The organism is Achromobacter sp. SX5, from assembly GCF_056711425.1.
Window position 1 is genome coordinate 1518275 of sequence record NZ_CM160041.1, and the last position, 17529, is coordinate 1535803.

The 17529-nt window shown below is 69.5% G+C and carries 17 protein-coding genes; 5 read left to right on the forward strand and 12 right to left on the reverse strand.

Going from position 1 to position 17529, the window contains the following annotated elements; translation table 11 throughout:
• The first annotated feature begins 250 nt into the window (after positions 1 to 250).
• The 4 genes from AC1M14_RS07145 (at position 251) to AC1M14_RS07160 (ending at position 4024) form a co-directional block, all read left to right on the forward strand.
• On the forward strand, positions 251 to 1252 hold the full coding sequence (locus tag AC1M14_RS07145; protein WP_102772784.1) for an ABC transporter substrate-binding protein: 1002 nt from the start codon (positions 251 to 253) through the stop codon (positions 1250 to 1252).
• A 177-nt stretch (positions 1253 to 1429) separates the two neighbouring features.
• Positions 1430 to 2287, forward strand: a complete 858-nt coding sequence (locus tag AC1M14_RS07150; RefSeq protein WP_102772783.1) for an ABC transporter permease — start codon at positions 1430 to 1432, stop codon at positions 2285 to 2287.
• Entirely contained in the window at positions 2284 to 3537 is a 1254-nt protein-coding gene (locus tag AC1M14_RS07155; protein WP_479731277.1) for a quaternary amine ABC transporter ATP-binding protein, read from the forward strand. The genes AC1M14_RS07150 and AC1M14_RS07155 overlap by 4 nt, the downstream gene beginning before the upstream one ends.
• Before the next feature lie 112 nt (positions 3538 to 3649).
• Positions 3650 to 4024, forward strand: a complete 375-nt coding sequence (locus AC1M14_RS07160; RefSeq protein ID WP_102772781.1) for a tautomerase family protein — start codon at positions 3650 to 3652, stop codon at positions 4022 to 4024.
• A gap of 57 nt (positions 4025 to 4081) precedes the next feature.
• On the opposite strand, the gene AC1M14_RS07165 is transcribed toward AC1M14_RS07160, so the two are convergent.
• The 3 genes from AC1M14_RS07165 to AC1M14_RS07175 form a co-directional block, all read right to left on the reverse strand.
• Positions 4082 to 5047 (reverse strand): tripartite tricarboxylate transporter substrate binding protein, encoded by a 966-nt coding sequence (locus AC1M14_RS07165; RefSeq protein WP_209166117.1) that lies wholly within the window; start codon positions 5045 to 5047, stop codon positions 4082 to 4084.
• Positions 5048 to 5119: 72 nt separating this feature from the next.
• Entirely contained in the window at positions 5120 to 5602 is a 483-nt protein-coding gene (locus AC1M14_RS07170; protein WP_479731278.1) for a MaoC family dehydratase, read from the reverse strand.
• The gene (locus AC1M14_RS07175; RefSeq protein WP_479731279.1) at positions 5599 to 6846 is read right to left on the reverse strand and encodes a CaiB/BaiF CoA transferase family protein; all 1248 of its coding nucleotides are present in this window, start codon (positions 6844 to 6846) and stop codon (positions 5599 to 5601) included. The genes AC1M14_RS07170 and AC1M14_RS07175 overlap by 4 nt, the downstream gene beginning before the upstream one ends.
• A gap of 71 nt (positions 6847 to 6917) precedes the next feature.
• Between AC1M14_RS07175 and AC1M14_RS07180 the strand changes: the two genes are divergently transcribed.
• Complete coding sequence (locus AC1M14_RS07180; protein ID WP_246842558.1) at positions 6918 to 7814, forward strand: LysR family transcriptional regulator; 897 nt, start codon at positions 6918 to 6920, stop codon at positions 7812 to 7814.
• Between the two features lie 15 nt (positions 7815 to 7829).
• Here the strand turns inward: AC1M14_RS07180 and AC1M14_RS07185 are convergent, their stop codons facing one another.
• The 9 genes from AC1M14_RS07185 to AC1M14_RS07225 all read right to left on the reverse strand — a co-directional run bounded on the left by AC1M14_RS07185 (position 7830) and on the right by AC1M14_RS07225 (position 17524).
• Positions 7830 to 8213, reverse strand: a complete 384-nt coding sequence (locus AC1M14_RS07185; RefSeq protein ID WP_102772777.1) for a RidA family protein — start codon at positions 8211 to 8213, stop codon at positions 7830 to 7832.
• Positions 8214 to 8279: 66 nt separating this feature from the next.
• Positions 8280 to 9062 carry a slipin family protein gene (locus AC1M14_RS07190; protein ID WP_111827103.1) on the reverse strand — a complete coding sequence of 261 codons (783 nt, stop codon included), beginning with the start codon at positions 9060 to 9062 and terminating at the stop codon, positions 8280 to 8282.
• 15 nt (positions 9063 to 9077) lie between these two features.
• Positions 9078 to 10487, reverse strand: a complete 1410-nt coding sequence (locus AC1M14_RS07195) for an NfeD family protein (protein WP_479731280.1) — start codon at positions 10485 to 10487, stop codon at positions 9078 to 9080.
• A gap of 91 nt (positions 10488 to 10578) precedes the next feature.
• The gene (locus AC1M14_RS07200) at positions 10579 to 11559 is read right to left on the reverse strand and encodes a Bug family tripartite tricarboxylate transporter substrate binding protein (protein WP_111827105.1); all 981 of its coding nucleotides are present in this window, start codon (positions 11557 to 11559) and stop codon (positions 10579 to 10581) included.
• A gap of 28 nt (positions 11560 to 11587) precedes the next feature.
• Positions 11588 to 12784, reverse strand: coding sequence for a CaiB/BaiF CoA transferase family protein (locus AC1M14_RS07205; RefSeq protein ID WP_479731281.1), 1197 nt, complete (start codon positions 12782 to 12784; stop codon positions 11588 to 11590).
• Between the two features lie 14 nt (positions 12785 to 12798).
• Positions 12799 to 13950: an acyl-CoA dehydrogenase family protein gene (locus AC1M14_RS07210; RefSeq protein ID WP_479731282.1), complete on the reverse strand. Its 1152-nt coding sequence runs from the start codon at positions 13948 to 13950 to the stop codon at positions 12799 to 12801.
• Between the two features lie 43 nt (positions 13951 to 13993).
• A complete protein-coding gene (locus tag AC1M14_RS07215) occupies positions 13994 to 15199 on the reverse strand; it encodes an acetyl-CoA acetyltransferase (RefSeq protein WP_102772772.1) in 1206 nt (401 codons plus the stop codon).
• The gene (locus tag AC1M14_RS07220; RefSeq protein ID WP_479731283.1) at positions 15180 to 16652 is read right to left on the reverse strand and encodes an OB-fold domain-containing protein; all 1473 of its coding nucleotides are present in this window, start codon (positions 16650 to 16652) and stop codon (positions 15180 to 15182) included. The genes AC1M14_RS07215 and AC1M14_RS07220 overlap by 20 nt, the downstream gene beginning before the upstream one ends.
• Positions 16649 to 17524: a MaoC family dehydratase gene (locus AC1M14_RS07225; RefSeq protein ID WP_479731284.1), complete on the reverse strand. Its 876-nt coding sequence runs from the start codon at positions 17522 to 17524 to the stop codon at positions 16649 to 16651. Before AC1M14_RS07225 ends, AC1M14_RS07220 begins: the two co-directional genes overlap by 4 nt.
• Between the last annotated feature and the right edge of the window lie 5 nt (positions 17525 to 17529).

Here is a 17529-nt window from a genome sequence, read left to right on the forward strand (position 1 = left end):
GCTTGGGTTGAGCGGCAATTTCGTTTAAGATGCTCGCTTCTTCGTTCAGTTTGTTCACTTTCTGTGGGTTTTCAAAAACCGCGTTTTTGAAGCTCCTGTCTTGCAAGATCCCGCACCCTCGCGGACGGTCTTGTTGCTAGTGTCGGTTTGTATTGGCGGTTCTGCCCGTCTTCCGCACAACCCCCTTAGCTCCATGGCACCCACGGGCCTGGCCCGGCGTGTGTCCCTGAACCTATGGAGGCAAAAGCCAATGCGTTTCACCCCTGTCAAGACTCTGGTCGCCGCGGCCGTGTTCTTTGCATTCGCCGGTTCGGCCCAGGCCGCCGACGCGCCTCAGTGCGAACTCAAGCGCCCCGTCAACTTCGGCGCCATGAACTGGGAATCCAACCTGGTCCTGGTCGACGTCGAACGATTCATCATGGAAAAGGGCTACGGTTGCAAGACCGAAACCCTGCCCACCGAGACCCTGCCCGCCCTGGCCGCGCTCGAGCGCGGCGACCTGGACATCAACACCGAAATCTGGCTGAACAGCGTGGCCGCTCCCTGGGAGCGCGCCGAGAAGACCGGCAAGGTCAAGCGCGTCGGCGAGCTCTACATGGGCGCCGAAGGCTGGTACATCCCGCGCTACACGGCCGAGCGCCTGCCGGAACTGAAGTCCGCGGCCGACCTGCCGAAGTTCAAGGACGAGTTCAAGGACCCGGAAGAGCCCGGCAAGGGTCGCTTCTACGGCTGCCCGGCGGGCTGGGGCTGCGAAGTGACCAGCACCAACCTGTTCCATGCGCTCAAGCTGGACGACACCTACACCCTGTATTCGCCCGGCACGGGCGCGGCGCAGAAGGCGGCCCTGATGTCGGCCTACAAGCGCAAGCAGAACGTCGTTTTCTACTACTGGTCGCCCACGCCGCTGGTCGGCTCCATGGACCTGGTCAAACTGGAGCTGCCGCCTTATGACGCGGAAAAGCACAAGTGCCTGACCGCGCCCAAGTGCGCCAATCCCCAGCCCAGCGCCTATCCCGACAATCCCGTTTTCACGGCCGTAAACACCAAGTTCTCGGAGGAGGCCCCCAAGCTCACCGAATTCCTGTCCAAGGTGTCGGTGCCGCTGCCCGTGATCAACGAGACCCTGGCCCACATGGAAGAGTCCGGCGACGAGTCCGGCGCCGTGGCCAAGTGGTTCCTGAAGAACAAGCCCGACGTCTGGACCAAATGGGTGCCTGCCGACGTTGCCGGGCGCGTCCAAAGCGCGCTGTAAACACCCTGGCTGCGCGCCGCCGAGGCGCGCACCGGCCCGCTCCCGGGCCGGTCTGCCGTGCCGCCGGCCTGGCGGACGGCTCCCGCCCCGCGGGCCTCTTGGTGTCTTCGCCCCGTCTGCCGCCGCCATGCGCGGCTTCGATGCGGGCGGCGAGCGCGCCAGAATGGAGTAGAACGAATGTTTCCTGAAATTATTCCCGCCCGGCAGGTCCGGGGGGCGATCGACGGTTTCGTCGATCATTTGGTCACCAACTACGCGGATACGCTGGAAAAAATGTCCCAGCCCGTCCTGCACGCGCTGGTGTGGCTGGAGCAGCTGCTGCGCAGCTCGCCGTGGTGGGCCGTGGTCTTGGTCACCGTGGCCATCGCCTGGGGCGTGAGCCGCCGCATCGGCCTGAGCCTGGCGATGGGCCTGCTGCTGTGCGTGATCGGCGTGCTGGGCCTGTGGGACGCCGGCATGCAGACGCTGGCGCTGATGATCATGGCCGCCGGCCTGTCCGTGCTTATCGGCATCCCGCTGGGCGTGCTGATGGCGCGCGTCAACTGGCTGCGTTCCGGCATGCTGCCGGTGCTGGACGTGATGCAGACCATGCCCAGCTTCGTGTACCTTATTCCCGTGGTGATGCTGTTCGGCCTGGGCAAGATCCCCGCCATCATCGCCACCGTCATCTACGCCGTGCCGCCGCTGATCCGCCTGACCGACCTGGGCATCCGCCTGGTCGACCGCGAAGTGCTGGAGGCCTCGCGCGCCTTCGGCGCCAATCCGCGCCAGCAACTGTTCGGCGTGCAATTGCCGCTGGCGCTGCCCAACATCATGGCGGGCATCAACCAGACGACGATGATGGCGCTGTCCATGGTGGTGATCGCCTCGATGATCGGCGCGCGCGGCCTGGGTTATGAAGTGCTGCTCGGGATCAACCGCCTGGAAGTGGGCCGCGGCCTGCTCGCGGGCCTGGGCATCGTGGTGCTGGCCGTGCTGTTCGACCGGATCACGCAATCGTATGGACAGCGCATGCGCAAGGGAGGCCAGCGATGAGCAAGATCGAGGTCAAGAACATCTACAAGATTTTCGGGCCGCACCCGAAGAAATGGCTGCAGGCCGCCCAGAACGGCATGAGCAAGGAACAGCTGCTGGCCGAAAGCGGCCATACGCTGGGCCTGCGCGACATCAGCCTGTCCATCGAAGAAGGCAGCATCTACGTCATCATGGGCCTGTCGGGTTCCGGCAAGTCCACGCTGATCCGCCACTTCAACCGCCTGATCGAGCCCAGCGCCGGCCACATCCTGGTCGACGGCGTGGACGTGGTGAGCCTGAACAAGCGCGACCTTGAAGTCTTCCGCCAGAAGAAGATGAGCATGGTGTTCCAGCGCTTCGGCCTGTTCCCGCACCGCACCGTGCTGGACAACGCCGCCTACGGCCTGACCGTGCAGGGCGTGGGCCGCGCCGAGCGCGAGCAGCGCGCCCGCGAATGGCTGGACCAGGTGGGCCTGTCGGGCTTCGAGAACCAGTATCCGCACCAGCTGTCAGGCGGCATGCAGCAGCGCGTGGGCCTGGCCCGGGCGCTGGCCACCGACGCCGAAATCCTGCTGATGGACGAAGCCTTCTCGGCGCTGGACCCGCTGATCCGCCGCGAAATGCAGGACCAGCTCTTGCAGTTGCAGGCAAAGCTCAACAAGACCATCGTGTTCATCACGCACGACCTGGACGAGGCCCTGCGCCTGGGCAACCGCATCGCCATCCTCAAGGACGGCGAGTTGGTGCAGGAAGGCACGCCCGAGGACATTCTGCTGAACCCGGCCAACGATTACGTGCAGTCGTTCCTGCAGGACGTGAACCGCACCAAGGTGCTGAACGCCACGCACGCCGTGAACCCGGCGCGCCTGACCCTGACCATGCGTTCGCGCCCCGCGCACGCCATGGACCGCATGCGCGCGCTGGACTACGAGTACGCGCCGGTGCTGGACGGCAAGCGCCTGGCGGGCGTGCTGACGGCCGAGGCCGCCGAGCGCGCCATCGCCGACGGCGTGCGCGACGTCTCGCGCTACGTCGAGGACCTGGCCTCCGTGCCCGCCACCGCGGGCCTGGGCGAAGTGCTGGCCCAGCTGGTCCACAGCGACCAGCCCGTGGCCGTGACCGGCGAGGACGACGAGTTCATCGGCATGCTGTCGCGCAAGAAGGTCGTGGAGCTGGTCACGCCGGCCCTGGCCGATACCCCGGTGCCGGCCGACGCCGAGGCCGCACCGCAGGCCGAACCCGAGCCGGAGCGCCGCGACCAGGCCGCCTGAATCAGGGTAGACCCGTATCCGGATCGCGGCCGCGACGCGGGCAAAGTCCGGATATCATGAGCGACGGGCCGGACTTTCCGGCCCGTCCTCATTCGGAACTTCGGAAACCATCATGCCCTTTTTGAATGTCCAGATCATGCAAGGCCATTCGGCCTCCCAGAAAACCGCGCTGCTGAAGGCCGCGTCGCGCGCCGTCGCCGAAAGCCTGGCCGCGCCCGAGACCAGCGTGCGCATCGTGCTGCAGGAAGTGCCCGCGGAACACGTGATCGTGGCCGGCGAGATCGGCAAGCGCATGGCGCGCGTGGACGTGGACATGATCGAGGGCCGCGACGAGGCCAAGAAGGCCGCTCTGATGGCCGCGCTGAACCAGGCAGTCTGCTCGACCGTGGACATGTCGGGCGACGAGGTGCGCGTGGTGATCCGCGATGTGCCGAAGGTCGACATGGGCGTCGCCAACGGCATCAGCGCCAAAGCTGCAGGCCGGTAAGGGGGGGCTGCCCCGCCTTGGGGCGGCCCGGCGGCGGGGCGTACTTTCTGATCCCCGTCAATCCAGCTTCACGTTGGCCGCCTTGACCACCTCGCCCCACCGCGCGATCTCGCTTTTGATGTAAGCGGCATATTCCTCGGGCGTGGAGCCCAGCGTCTGCGCGCCCTGCGCCTTGAGCTGCTTCTGCATTTCGGGCGATTGCAGCGCGCGGCGGATTTCGGCGTTCAGCTTTTCCACCACCGGCGCCGGCGTGCCGGCCGGCACCACCACGCCCTGCCAGGCGCCCATCGAGAATCCCGGCGCCACCGTCTCCGCCACGGTGGGCACGTCCGGCAGCTGGTCGCTGCGTGCGCTGCTGGTCACGGCCAGGGCGCGCAGCTTGCCCTCGCGGACGAAGCCCAGCGAATCGTTCAGCGTATTCGTCATCAACTGCACCTGCCCGCCGACCAGGTCGGTCATGGCGGGCGCGCTGCCGCGGTAGGGCACGTGCACCGCGTCGATGTCCAGCGAACGCAGCAGCAACAGCGCGCCCAGGTGGGTCACGTTGCCCGCGCCCGCCGAGCCGTAAGACAGCTTGCCCGGATGCTGGCGCGCGTATTGCACGAAGTCCTGCGTGTTCTTCACCGGCACCGAGGGATGCACCAGCAGCACCAGCGGGATGACCGCGGTGGACGAGACCGGCGTGAAGTCCTTGACCGGGTCGAAGGCCAGCGAGCGGTAGAGGTTGGGGCTGAGCGCGATGGACGAGGTGTTGTACAGCACCGTATAGCCGTCGGGCTTGGCGGCGGCCGCGTACTGCATGCCGATATTGCCGTTGGCGCCGCCCTTGTTCTCGACCACGACGGTCTGGCCCAGCTGGTCGGTGAGCTGCTTGGCCAGCACGCGCGCGACCAGGTCGGTGGGGCCGCCGGGCGGGAAGGGCACCACCATGGTGACGGGCCGTTCGGGCCAGGCGGCCTGGGCGCTGCCCGCGCCGGTCAGCGCCAACAGGGCGAGGCCGCCCGCCAGCAATGCTTTTTTCATGTCTTGTCTCCTTGTGCTTATGAGAATGGCGCCGGGCCGCGCCCTCTGCGGGGCGCTGTGGATTACGGGGGATCAGGCGGCGGGCCGGCCCGCCAGCATGCGGGTGGCGGTGTAGCTCATGACCGGCTTGCCGTGCTGGTTGCGGACCTCGATGGCGGACGTGACGATGGCGCGGTTGTGCTTGGACGTGGGCCGCACCTCGGTCACTTCGACCTCCGCCCAGATGGTGTCGCCCGCCACCACGGGGGCCAGCATTTTCTTGTGCACTTCCAGCAGCGCCAGCCCGGTGCCCTGCACCATGCCCTGCAGGATCAGCCCTTCGATCAGGGCGTAGGTCAGCGCGCCGGGGGCGGGGCGGCCCTGGATGGCGCCCTGCGCGTAGGTCGCGTCGATGAAGATGGTTTCCAGCATGCCGGTCGCGCTGATGAAGTTCACGATGTCGGTTTCGGTCACCGTGCGGCGGAAGGTATGGAAGCGCTGGCCCACGGCCAGGTCCTGCCAGTAATAGCCCAGTCCGAGCTGCCCGGGGGCGGCGCGGTTTTGGTCAGCGGTCATGCGGGTTCCTTGCTGTCGTCGAGGGTTGCGGAAAGCGCGTCGCGGGCGGCGCCGGTTTCCAGGAGCGCGTCGATGCGGGCGTCGTCCAGGCCGGCCTGGCGCAGCACCTCGCGCGTGTGTTCGCCCAGGCGCGGCGGCATCGCCGGCGGCACCTGGGAACGCTGCATGCGCACGGGATTGCGCACAAAGCGGTAGCGGCTGCCGCAGGCGCTTTCCAGCGGCACGAAGAAATCCACGCTTTGCAGGTGCGGATCGTGCTCCAGGTCCTGCAGCCGGTTGATGCGCGCGGCCGGGATCTCCAGGCGCTCGCACAGCGCCAGCCAGTAGGCCGTGTCGTGCGCGGCCACGATCCCGGCCTGCAGTTCGTACAGCGCCTCGATGTTCCGGGTGCGGGCCGAGATGTCGGCGAAGCGCGGGTCTTCGGCCAGGTCCGGGCGGCCGGCGGCGATGAGGAAGCCGCGCCAGTGCGCGTCGGTGTAGGGCATCAGGCAGATATGGCCGTCGGCCGTGCGGCAGGGCCGGCGGTTGGGCGTCAGCGCGCGCGGATAGCCGGCCTCGCCGGGCTCGTCGCCCAGATGCCTGCCGTAGTAGTGCTCGACCAGCGCGAACGAGGCCATGCTTTCGAACATGGGCACTTCCAGCTGCTGGCCCCGGCCGGTGCGCTCGCGTTGGAAAAGGGCGGCCAGGATGGCGTGCGCGGCGACCAGGCCGCAGGTCTTGTCGGCCGCCACCGTGGGCAGGTAGCGCGGCGTGCCGGTCTGGCGGTCGACCAGGTCGGCCAGGCCCGACAGCCCCTGGATGATGTCGTCATACGCCGGGCGCCCGTCATAGGCGCCGCCTGCGCCGAAGCCGTACAGCCCCGCATACACCAGCCGCGGGTTGCGCGCGCACAAGGTTTCGGGGCCCAGCCCCAGCGCCTCCATCTTGGCGGGACGCATGCTGTGCATCAGCACGTCGGCCTGGTCCGCCAGCGCCAGCAGCGCCTCGCGCGCCGACGGCTGCTTCAGGTCCAGCACGATGCTGCGCTTGTTGCGGTTCAGGCCCAGGAAAATGGCGGCCAGTCCCGGCTCCTGCGCCGGGCCGGTGCGGCGCGTGGAGTCGCCGGCCGGGGCCTCGACCTTGACCACGTCGGCGCCGTAGTCGGCCAGTATCTGCGAGGCATAGGGGCCGAACACCACGGAACTGAGGTCCAGGATGCGCACGCCGCCCAGCGCGCGGGTTTGGGAGAGGGGGGTAGCAGTCATGAGGGAAATGCTATCGGCCCCGCGCATACGCGTCTAATATGGCTTAGGTATTGGGTGATATGGAATTTGTTATGGCTATCGATCTACGCCAGCTGCGGCAGTTCGTGACCATCGCGGAGCTGGGCAGCTACCGGCGCGCCGCCGACGTGCTGCACATCGCGCAGCCGGCGCTGTCGGTCTCGATCCAGAAGCTGGAACACGCGGTGGGCGTGCCGCTGCTGGTGCGCGGCGCCAAGGGCGTGACCCCGACGCCGGCCGGCCAGGCCCTGATGGCCGACGCGCGCCGGGCGCTGTTCCACTCCGAACAGGCGCGCCAGGCTGCGCGCCGCGTGGCGCTGGGCGAATGGGGCCTGCTGCGGCTGGGTTTCGTGGGATCGGCCACCTACATGCTGCTGCCGCGCTGCCTGCCGCAGTTCCGCGCCCAGTATCCGGACCTGCAGCTGGACCTGCGCGAGGACAGCACCATCGGGCTGGTGGGCATGCTGCGCGCCAACGACATCGACGCCGGCCTGGTGCGCGGGCCGCTGGAGGAGGACGAGTCGCTGGACTCGTGGGTGGTGGAGCGCGACGACCTGATCCTGGCGGTGCCCGCCGGGCATCCGCTGGCCGCCGGCGGGCCGGTGCGCCTGGAGCGGGCGCGCGCCGAAAACTTCGTGCTGTATTCGCCGCTCAAGGTGCCTGGCCTGCACGGCGTGGCGCTGGCGCTGTGCCGCAAGGCCGGCTTTTCGCCGCGCGTCAGCCAGGTGGCGATCCAGGTGCAGACGCTGGTCAGCCTGGTGGCCAGCGGCCTGGGCCTGGCGCTGGTGCCCGGGGTGACGCGGGCGTATTCCACGCCGCACGTGGCCTTCGTGCCGCTGGCCGATGCCGATGCGCGCGGCGCGCTGTCGCTGTCGCTGGTGACGCACCGAGACACCTCGTGCGCCGCCGTGCTGCGGCTGCGCGACAGCATGCTGGCGCTCGCCGCCTGAGGCGGCGGGCGCGGGTCAGCCCTGGCGGGCCGCCAGGATGGCGTCGACCTCGATGTCGAAGCCGGCGAAGTTGGACTGGGTCAGCGTGCGGGCCGGCGCAGGATCGCCGACGTAGCCGGCGTAGATCGCGTCGAATTCCTTGGCGTCGGCCGGGTTCTTCAGGAACACGTTGACCTTGACCGCGTCGTGCAGCGACAGGCCGGCCGCCTCGGCCGCCGCCTGGAGATTATCCAGCGCCATGCGCGCCTGCTCGGCGAAGGGCTTGTCGCCGTGGCGCACGTTGTGGACGTCGCGCGGGGTCTGGCCCGAAAGAAAGACCAGGCCCTGGGCCTGGACGGCGACGCTGTAGGTGCCGGCCGGCGGCGGTGTGCGGTCACTGGAAAATGCGCGGCGTGTCATCGAAGGTCTCCTGGTTGGGTGGAAGTTGGCCGGCGCGGGCGGCCGGCCGCCCCGATGCTAGCCGATTCAGGCGGGCGGCTGCCGATCCTGCGCCTGTTGGACCAGGCCCTTGAGCGCCTGCCCCAGCTCGGTGGGGAAGGGAAACACGATGGTCGAATTGTTCTGCGCGCCTATCATGGCCAGCGTGCTCAGGTAGCGCAGCTGCATGGCCTCCGGCTGCTGCGCCAGCGTGCGCGCGGCGTTGAGCAGCATCTGCGCGGCCTGCTCTTCGCCCTCGGCGTGGATGACCTTGGCGCGCCGCTCGCGCTCGGCTTCGGCCTGGCGCGCGATGACCCGCACCATGCCTTCGTTCAGGTCGATGTGCTTGATCTCCACGTTGGCCACCTTGATGCCCCAGGCGTCGGTCTGCGAATCCAGGATTTCCTGTACGTCGTTGTTGAGCTTGTCGCGCTCGGACAGCATTTCGTCCAGGTCATGCTTGCCCAGCACCGAGCGCAGCGTGGTCTGCGCCAGTTCGCTGGTGGCCTGGCGGAAGTTCTCCACCTGGATCACGGAGCGCTCCGGATCGATGACGCGGAAGTAGATGACGGCGTTGACCTTGACCGAGACGTTGTCGCGCGAGATCACGTCCTGGGTGGGCACGTCGAACACCGCCACGCGCTGGTCCACCCGCACCATCTGCTGGACCACGGGGATCATCAGGATCAGCCCGGGCCCTTTGACGCCGGTGAAGCGGCCCAGCGTGAAGATCACGCCGCGCTCGTACTCGCGCAGGATGCGCACGGACGCAGCGAACAGCGCCAGCGCCAGTACCAGAATGGGACCGTAGAAAGCAAGGTTCATCAACATGGCAGACTCCTGTCGTCAATGCGGCGCGCCGGCATCGGCCCGCACGCGCAGGGTCAGCCCCTGCGCGGATTCGATCACCACCGGATCGCCGGCGGCCAGGCCGGCGGGTCCCTGCGCGCGCCAGCGTTCGCCCTCGGCCATGACATAGCCCTGCGCGCCGTTCCAGCTCAGGACCTGCACGCGCCGGCCGATCAGCGCGTCCACGCCGCTGACCACCGGCGCGCGGCGCGAGCGCAGCGCCAGCCGGCCGATCAGAAAGGTCATGCCCAGGCTGGCGACGGCCACGCCGGCCACCAGCGGCAGCGAGACCTCGTAGGCCGGCGTATCGGTGTCGACCAGCAGCAGCGCGCCCAGCACGAACGAGACCGCGCCGCCGATGCCGAGCGCGCCCAGCGAGGGCGTGAAGATCTCGGCCACCATCAGCACGATGCCCAGCAGCGCCAGGGCCGCGCCGGCGTAGCTCAGCGGCAGCGCCGACAGCGCGTACAGGCCCACCAGCAGGCAGATCGCGCCGACCACGCCGGGGTAGAGCGCGCCTGGGCTCATGAATTCGAAGATCAGCCCGTAGACGCCCACCATCAACAGCATCAGCGCCAGGTTGGGATTGGTGATCGCGCTCAGTATCCGGGTGCGCCAGTCGGGTTCGCGCTCCTGTAGCGCCAGCCCGCGGGTGTGCAGCGTGACTTCGTTGTTGCCGACCCGCACGCTGCGCCCGTCGGCCTTGTCCAGCAGGTCGGGCAGGTCGTCGGCGATCAGGTCCACCACGTTCTGCGCGCGGGCCTCGCCGGCCGACAGGCTGGCGGCCGAACGCACCGCCTGCTCGGCCCAGTCGGCATTGCGTCCTCGCAGCGCGGCCAGCGCGCGTATGTAGGCCACGGCGTCATTGATGGCCTTGGATTCGCTGGCGTCACGGGCGGGCTGGGGCGGGGCCTTGTCGGCGCCCGCCTCAGGCTTGCCGGCGGGCGGCTCGGCCGGACGCGGCGGGCTGCCGCCCAGCGAGATCGGCGTGGCCGCGCCCAGGTTGGTGGCCGGCGCCATCGCCGCCAGATGGCTGGCGTAAAGAATGTAGGTGCCGGCGCTGGCGGCGCGCGCGCCGTTGGGCGCCACGTAGGCGATCACGGGAACCGGCGAGGCCAGGATCGCGCGGATGATGTCGCGCATCGAGGCGTCCAGCCCGCCGGGGGTGTCGATGCGCAGCACTACCGCGGCCGCGTTCTGTTCGCGCGCGGCGGCCAGTCCGCGGACCAGGTAGTCCGCCGTGGCGGGGCCGACGATGCCGTCCAGGGTCAGCACCACGGCGCTGCGCGAGTCGGTGGAGGGCGCGGCGATCGCGGCCGTGGCGCCGAGCACGGCCGCCGCCAGCAGCGCGGCGAGGCCGCACAGCCTGCGTGTTGCGCAGATCAGGCTCTGGATCGGGGAGGCCATGGCGGATTCCTCCTGGTTGCTCCGAGGGGCGGGCGGCGCGGCGCCCGGCCGGCTGTGTCCAGAGTACCACTTCCACTACGCGATTCAGAGACTAGCGCAAGGTGATCCCCGTGCGCTGCACCGCCTGCGTCCAGTACTGGCGGTCGTCTTCCATGCGCCGCGCGAGGTCCTGCGGACTGCCGCCTTCCGCGATCAGGCCCAGCTGCGCATAGCGCTCGCGCACCGCCGGCGAGGACAGCGCGTCCGATACCGCCTGGGCGACGCGGTCCAGCACCGGCTGCGGCGTGCCCGCGGGCGCATACAGGCCGACCCAGGTGTCGCGGTCCAGCCCGGCGACGCCCAGCTGCGCGAAGCTGGGCACGCCGGGCAGCAGCGGCGAGCCGCCCGGCGTGGTCACGGCCAGCACCTGCGTCTTGCCGGTCTGGGCAGCCTTGGTGGCGCCCGAGGCGCTGAGAAAGGCGCTGCCCACGTGGCCGCCCAGCAGCCCGGTGAGGTTCGGGCCTTCGCCGGCGAAGGGCACGTGGGTGATGTCGATCTGCTTGTCGCGCTTGAGCAGTTCGCCGAAGAAATGCGTGGTGGTGCCTTCCCCGCTGGAGCCGAAGCTGATCGCGCCCGGCTTGTCGCGCGCCATCGCGACGTACTGCGCCAGCGTGTCGGCCGGAACCGCCTGGCGGTTGACCAGCAGCGCCACCGGCGTGGTGAATAGCGTGGAGACCGGCAGCAGGCCGGCCGCCGACGACGGCGCGCCGGCCGTCTCGCGGCCCAGCTGTTCGTTGATGGTGGAGTTGGTGACGGCCACCAGCGTGTAGCTGGGCGGGCTTTTGGCGGCCAGCGCCACGCCGATGCGCCCGGACGCGCCGGGCCGGTTCTCCACGATGACGGGCTGGTCCCACACGGCGCCCAGCCGTTCGGCCAGGATGCGGGCGGCGCCGTCCACCGCGCCGCCCGCGGGGTAGGCCACGATCAGCCGCACCGGCTGTTCGGGATAGGCGCCGGCCGCGGCGGCGCCGGCAAGGCCCAGCGCCGCCGCGGCGGCCATCGTCAACGCGGTGTGGCGGATTGCATGATGCATGTCATGTCTCCTTGTGCGCGGCGCGCGTTCAGATCACGCCGTCGGTGCGCAGCTGCGCGATGCGGTCCGGCGCCAGGCCCAGCAGCTCGCCGTAGATGGCGTCGTTGTCCTGCCCCAGCCCCGCGCCGGCGTGCGTGGGCTCGGTCGGATCGCGTGTGAAGCGCGGCACCACGCTGGGCATCTGCAGCATGCCGAAGTCGCGGTCCGGCACCTCCACGATGGAGCGGCGCGCCACCACGTGGGGGTCCTTGACGACCTGGTCTATGGTGTAGATCGGCGCCAGCGTGCCGTTGGCCCGGTCGAAGGCGGCCAGCACGTCCTGCAGGTCGTGGGCCGCGCACCATTCGATGAAGACGCGGTTGAGTTCCTGTTCGTGCACCACCCGGCTGGCGTTGTCGGCGAAGCGCGGGTCCAGCGCCAGTTCGGGACGGCCGATGGCGCGGCAGTTGTTGGCGAACATGGAGTCGATGGAACCCGCCATCGACACCCAGTGGCCGTCGCGCGTGCGGTAGACGGCCGAGGGCGCGGAGTAGGGGCTGCGGTTGCCGTTGCGGGTCGGCACCGTGCCCAGCTGCTGGTACACGCCGGGCATGAAGTCCAGCAGCCGCGTGATGCATTCGGTGAGCGAGAGGTCGATCTCCTCGCCCGGGCGGCCGGGATCGCGCGCGCGCGGCCACAGGGCGGTCAGTATGCCGATGGCGCCGAACAGCCCGCCGATGGAGTCGCCCAGCGGCACGCCCGCGTGCATGGGCTCGTCCTCGGGATGCCCGGTCACGGTGGTCAGGCCGCCCATGGCCTCGAAGATCCGGGCGAAGCCGGGGCGCTCCGAGTAGGGGCCGGACTGGCCGAAGCCGGTCACGCGCAGGATGACCAGGTTGGGCCTGAGCGACCACAGCACTTCCTTGGTCAGGCCCCAGCGGTCCAGCGTGCCGGGGCGGAAATTCTCGATCAGCACGTCGAACTGCGGCAGCAGCTGCTTGAACAGCGCCACGCCGTCGGGCACGCGCAAGTCCAGCGTGCCGAAGCGCTTGCCGCGCTGGGCGGTTTTCCACCAGATGCTCCTGCCGTCCTTGAACGGCGGAAACGCGCGCATGCCGTCGCCCTTGCGCGGCAGTTCCAGCTTGAGCACGTCGGCGCCGTAGTCGGCCAGCAGCGTGGCGGCGAAAGGGCCGGCGAGGACGGTGGCGATGTCCAGCACCTTGAGCCCGGCCAGGGGACCTGTCATGGCGGTGTCCTCCCTCATCGCGGGGCCAGCTGGCGGGCGATGATTTCCTTCATCACCTCGTTGGCGCCGCCGTAGATCTTCTGGCCGCGCGAATCCATGTACATGCGCGCGATCGGGTATTCGCGCATGAAGCCGTAGCCGCCGAAAAGCTGCAGGCAGCGGTCGACCGTCTCGCATTCCTTCTGCGTGCCCCACCATTTCGCCATGGCGGCGGTGGCGGCGTCCAGCCGTCCCTCCTGCTGCCAGGCGATGCACTGGTCGATGAACACGCGCGCCAGCGCCGCCTCGGTCTTCATCTCCGCCAGCTCGAAGCGGGTGTTCTGCAGCTTGAACAGCGGCTGGCCGAAGGCCTGGCGCTGCTGCACGTGCTCCAGCGTCAGGCGCAGCGCGCGTTCGATGCTGCCGACCGCGCGTATGCCGATGAGCAGGCGCTCGTAAGGCAGCTGCGCCATCATCTGCGCGAAGCCCTGGCCCTCGCCGGCGCCCAGCAGGTTGGCCGCGGGCACCCGGACCTCGTCGAAGAACAGTTCCACCGTGTCCTGCGCCTTGAGCCCGACCTTGTCCAGCGGTTCGCCGCGGCGAAAGCCCGCCAGGCCGCGCGTCTCCACCATCAGCAGCGACACCCCCTTGGCGCCCAGGCTGGCGTCGGTCTTGGCCGCCAGCATCACCAGGTCGGCATGATGGCCGTTGGTGTTGAAGGTCTTGGAACCATTGACCACGTAGCTGTCGCCGTCGCGCCGCGCGCGCGTCTTGATGCCCTGCAGGTCGGAGCCGGCGCCGGGTTCGGTCATGCCGATGGAGGCGACGATCTCGCCGCTGGCCATGCCCGGCAGCCAGCGGCGCTTCTGCTCTTCGCTGCCGTAATGATGCAGATAGTGGCCGACGATGTAGTGCGGCCCGAAGCCGGGGCCGAAACCGCATTCGGCGCTGACCTCCACCAGCGCCGCCAGGTGCGCGTAGTCGCCGTCGCCGCCGCCGTATTCCGACGGCAGGTCGGCCAGCAGGAAGCCCATCTCTCCCAGGCGGTTCCAGACCTCGCGGTCGATATGGCCCTGCGCTTCCCAGGCCGGCACGCGCGGCAGCAGTTCGGCGTTCCAGTAGCGGCGCGCGGTCTCCTGGAACTGCGCGACCTCGTGCGTGCGCCACGGCGATTGGTATTCATCCATCAACACGTTGTTTTCTCCTCTCCGACTCGTTTGGGGGCGCGCTTCAGGCGCCGTACCTGCCCAGCACGGAAACGCTGCACACGTTCTGCCACGGAAAGCCGCCCAGGTTGTGGATCACGCCGATGGCGGGGTCGTCGGCGCGCTGGCGCTCGCCGGCGCGTCCCTGCATCTGCAGGTACATCTCGTAGGCCATGCGCAGCCCGGTCGCGCCGATGGGGTGGCCGAAGCACTTCAGGCCGCCGTCTATCTGGCAGGGAATGACGCCGTCGGCGTCGTAGAAGCCGTCGAGCACGTCGTGCGGACCGCGGCCCTCGGGCGAGATGTGCATGTCCTCCATCGTCACCAGCTCGGTGATGGAAAAGCAGTCGTGCACCTCCAGCAGGTCGATCTGCTCGCGCGGCCGCGCGATGCCGGCCTCTTCATAGGCGCGCGCCGAGGCCACCCGCGTGGTCTGGAAGTAGCTGCCGTCCCAGCTGTCGTGGCCGGCCTCGCTGCCGCTGGACACCGCCAGCTGCAGGGCCTTGATGGCGACCAGGTCGCGCTTGCCCAGGCCGCGCGCGATGTCGGGCGTGGTCAGGATGGCGCAGGCGGCGCCGTCGGAGACGCCGCAGCAGTCGTACAGGCCCAGCGGCTCGGCGATCATCGGCGCGTTGATCACGTCGTCCATGCTGATCGGATTGCGCAGGTGCGCCTTGGGATTTCGGCCGGCGTTGGCATGGCTCTTGACCGACACGTGGGCGATGGCGCGCTTGAGGTCGCGCGCGTCGATGCCGTGCTTGGCGCGGTAGGCGCTGGCCAGTTGAGCGAAGGAACCGGGCGCGCTGATGTTGGGCCAGACGATGTCATTGAGCGGGCCGCGTGGACGCTGCGGCAGGCCGCCGTAACCGGTGTCCTTCAGTTTCTCCACGCCGAAGGCCAAAGCGAAATCGCAGGCGCCCGAGGCCACCGCGTAGGCGGCGCCGCGCAGCGCTTCCGAGCCCGAGGCGCAGAAATTCTCCACCCGCGACACGGGTATGTTGGGCAGGCGCAGCGCCACGCCCAGCGGCACGCCGCCGTTGCCCAGATGCTGGGTCTCGATGCCGGTTCCCAGCCATGCGGCCTGGATCTGCGACTTGTCGATGCCGGCGTCCCGCAGGCATTCGCCGAAGGCCTCTACCGCCAGGTCCTCGGCGCCGCAGTCCCAGCGCTCGCCGAAGCGCGAGCAGCCCATGCCCAGGATCACCACCTTGTCACGAATTCCCGTTGCCATGCATGTTCTCCATCGGAGCGGCGAGCGTCGCCTTCCAGAAATAGCGGGTGTAGCCGCGCGCGGCGTCGCAGGCCTTGATGCGAAAGCTCATGCGCATCGGCAGGCCGACGGCCAGTTCGTCTTCGTCCACGTCGGTGAAGTCCATCATCAGGCGGCCGCCGCCTTCGAACTGCACCATGCCGTAGCAGGCCGGGGGATTGGGCGTGTAGGCCAGGCGGTCCGCCGTATAGCTCATGATGCGGGCCGGCGTGTCGGCGAACGGCAGTTCCTGCTGTGCGCCGGTCGCGCCGCAGGCCGGATTGACGCAGACCTCCGAACGCGGCCACTGCGCCGTGCCGCAGGCTGCGCAGCGCCCGCCCAGAAAGCCGTGCACGGCCTTGCGGTTGCGGTATTCCACGGACAGCGGCGTCAGCTTGTCCTGCTCGGCGCGCATGCCGCGCTCCAGCGTCAGCAGGTCGTTGAAGACCAGGAACTTCATGTAGTTGTCCTCGGCCTTGCCGCGCGCCAGCCAGCCCTGCGCGCCCAGGCGCGGGGGCAGGGCCGCGAGCGCGGCGGTGGTGCGCAGCACCAGCACGTCCACCCCCTGTCCGAACGCCGCCAGCACCAGCACCTGTCCGGGCGCGGCCGCGCCCAGCGCATGCGCCAGCATCAGCAGCGGGTGGGCGCAGCCGGCGTTGCCGACGGTCGCGCCCAGCGTGTCGTGCACGCGATCGGCGGCGATGCCCGCCTGCCTGGCGATGCGCTGGGCCGCGCCTTTCTGCGGCAGGGCCACGCACAGCTTGTCGACCTGGCCGGGTTCGAGCCCGGCCTGGCGCAGCGCCGCGGAGATCGCCTGCGGAATCTGCGCGGCGTGGCCCTGCTCGCGTATCCAGCGTTCTTCCCAATAGGTGTCGGTGGCCGAGCCGGCGCCGCGGTAGTGGTCGGCCATGTCAACGGTGCGGCTCACCAGCGCCAGCGGTTCGGCGACGACCTCGCCTTCGCCCACCAGCACCGCGCCCGCGGCGTCGCCGTACAGCAGCTCCTGCGCGCTGGCCGCCTTGGACTTGCGGCGGTCGCTCGCCGTCACCAGCGTGCGCCGTCCGGCGCCGCCGCGCAGCGCCTGCATCAGGGCCGAGGTGGCGCCGCGCTGCGAAGCGGCGATGTCGACGGCGCCGATGTCCTCGTCCAGGTTCAAGGCCTGCGCGACGATGCTGGCGTTCAGCCGGCTGGCGTAGGGCAGCGAGGTCGAGGCCAGCATCAGGTCGTCCACCGAGCGCGCGTCCAGTCCCGCCAGGCAGTCGCGCGCGGCTTCCACCGCCATGGTGACGGCGTCCTCGTCGAAATTGCACATGGCCCGGGCGCCGTCGCGATGCGCCGCCAGCGAGGCGTCGTACCAGGCGTGGCTGCGCACGATGGCCGCGCGCTGCAGGCGCAGCCGCGGGACATAGGCGCCGAAGGAAAGTATGCCTCTCATGCGCCGGCCCCCCCGGCCGCGTCGATCACGGCCAGTCCGTTGTTGAGCACCACTTTTTCGCGCTCCAGCGCGATGGCCCGGAAGCGCACCTCGCCGCTGCTTCCCCAGGCCTCGACGCGGATGGTCTCGCCGGGATAGACCGGCGCGCTGAAGCGCACGTCGATGCGCTTGAGCCGCGCTGGGTCGTAGCCGCACAGCATGCGCAACAGCGCATGGCAGGCGATGCCGTAGGTGCACAGGCCGTGCAGGATGGGACGGTCGAAGCCGCCGCTGCGCGCCACCTCGGGGTCCGCATGCAGCGGATTCAGGTCGCCCGACAGGCGGTACAGCAAGGCCTGCCCGGCCAGCGTGGGCAGCTCGCAGACATGGTCGGGCGCGCCGTCGGGCAGCCGGACCGCGGCCGGCGAGGGCCCGCTCTGGCCGCCGAAGCCGCCGTTGCCGCGCGCCATCACCGCCTGTTCCACGGTGGCCAGCAGGTCGCCGTCCGGCGTCTCCAGGGTGCGCTCGACGAAGAACAGCGCGCCCACGTCCGGCCCCTTGTCCAGAATGTTCCGGACCCGGGTGCGGCCGATGACGGTGCCGGCCGGCGCCAGCGGGCGGTGCAGCTGCACCGACTGGCTGGCGTGCAGCACCTTGCGCCAGTCGATGCCGGTGTCGGGCTCCTTCATCCAGAAGCCGGGATAGCCCAGCACCGCGGCCTGCGTCGGCACGGCGAGCTGCCGCTCTTCATAGACGAAAGGCAGTTCGCGCGCGTCCAACGGGTCGCGCCCCAGGCCCAGGCCCAGCGCGTACAGGATCGAGTCCTTGGAGGTATAGGTCTGCCGCACCGGTTCGAAATGGCGATGCAGCAGCTTGTCGGGATCGAATGTCATGGCGG

What these genes read in the sequence shown, in the direction of transcription:
- AC1M14_RS07205 (WP_479731281.1), bottom strand. Translation starts at nt 12,784, where the DNA reads ATGACAGGTCCCCTGGCCGGGCTCAAGGTGCTGGACATCGCCACCGTC.
- AC1M14_RS07190 (WP_111827103.1), bottom strand. Translation starts at nt 9,062, where the DNA reads ATGTTGATGAACCTTGCTTTCTACGGTCCCATTCTGGTACTGGCGCTG.
- AC1M14_RS07200 (WP_111827105.1), bottom strand. Translation starts at nt 11,559, where the DNA reads ATGCATCATGCAATCCGCCACACCGCGTTGACGATGGCCGCCGCGGCG.
- AC1M14_RS07210 (WP_479731282.1), bottom strand. Translation starts at nt 13,950, where the DNA reads ATGGATGAATACCAATCGCCGTGGCGCACGCACGAGGTCGCGCAGTTC.
- AC1M14_RS07185 (WP_102772777.1), bottom strand. Translation starts at nt 8,213, where the DNA reads ATGACACGCCGCGCATTTTCCAGTGACCGCACACCGCCGCCGGCCGGC.
- AC1M14_RS07195 (WP_479731280.1), bottom strand. Translation starts at nt 10,487, where the DNA reads ATGGCCTCCCCGATCCAGAGCCTGATCTGCGCAACACGCAGGCTGTGC.
- AC1M14_RS07145 (WP_102772784.1), top strand. Translation starts at nt 251, where the DNA reads ATGCGTTTCACCCCTGTCAAGACTCTGGTCGCCGCGGCCGTGTTCTTT.
- AC1M14_RS07155 (WP_479731277.1), top strand. Translation starts at nt 2,284, where the DNA reads ATGAGCAAGATCGAGGTCAAGAACATCTACAAGATTTTCGGGCCGCAC.
- AC1M14_RS07220 (WP_479731283.1), bottom strand. Translation starts at nt 16,652, where the DNA reads ATGAGAGGCATACTTTCCTTCGGCGCCTATGTCCCGCGGCTGCGCCTG.
- AC1M14_RS07150 (WP_102772783.1), top strand. Translation starts at nt 1,430, where the DNA reads ATGTTTCCTGAAATTATTCCCGCCCGGCAGGTCCGGGGGGCGATCGAC.
- AC1M14_RS07175 (WP_479731279.1), bottom strand. Translation starts at nt 6,846, where the DNA reads ATGACTGCTACCCCCCTCTCCCAAACCCGCGCGCTGGGCGGCGTGCGC.
- AC1M14_RS07215 (WP_102772772.1), bottom strand. Translation starts at nt 15,199, where the DNA reads ATGGCAACGGGAATTCGTGACAAGGTGGTGATCCTGGGCATGGGCTGC.
- AC1M14_RS07165 (WP_209166117.1), bottom strand. Translation starts at nt 5,047, where the DNA reads ATGAAAAAAGCATTGCTGGCGGGCGGCCTCGCCCTGTTGGCGCTGACC.
- AC1M14_RS07225 (WP_479731284.1), bottom strand. Translation starts at nt 17,524, where the DNA reads ATGACATTCGATCCCGACAAGCTGCTGCATCGCCATTTCGAACCGGTG.
- AC1M14_RS07170 (WP_479731278.1), bottom strand. Translation starts at nt 5,602, where the DNA reads ATGACCGCTGACCAAAACCGCGCCGCCCCCGGGCAGCTCGGACTGGGC.
- AC1M14_RS07180 (WP_246842558.1), top strand. Translation starts at nt 6,918, where the DNA reads ATGGCTATCGATCTACGCCAGCTGCGGCAGTTCGTGACCATCGCGGAG.
- AC1M14_RS07160 (WP_102772781.1), top strand. Translation starts at nt 3,650, where the DNA reads ATGCCCTTTTTGAATGTCCAGATCATGCAAGGCCATTCGGCCTCCCAG.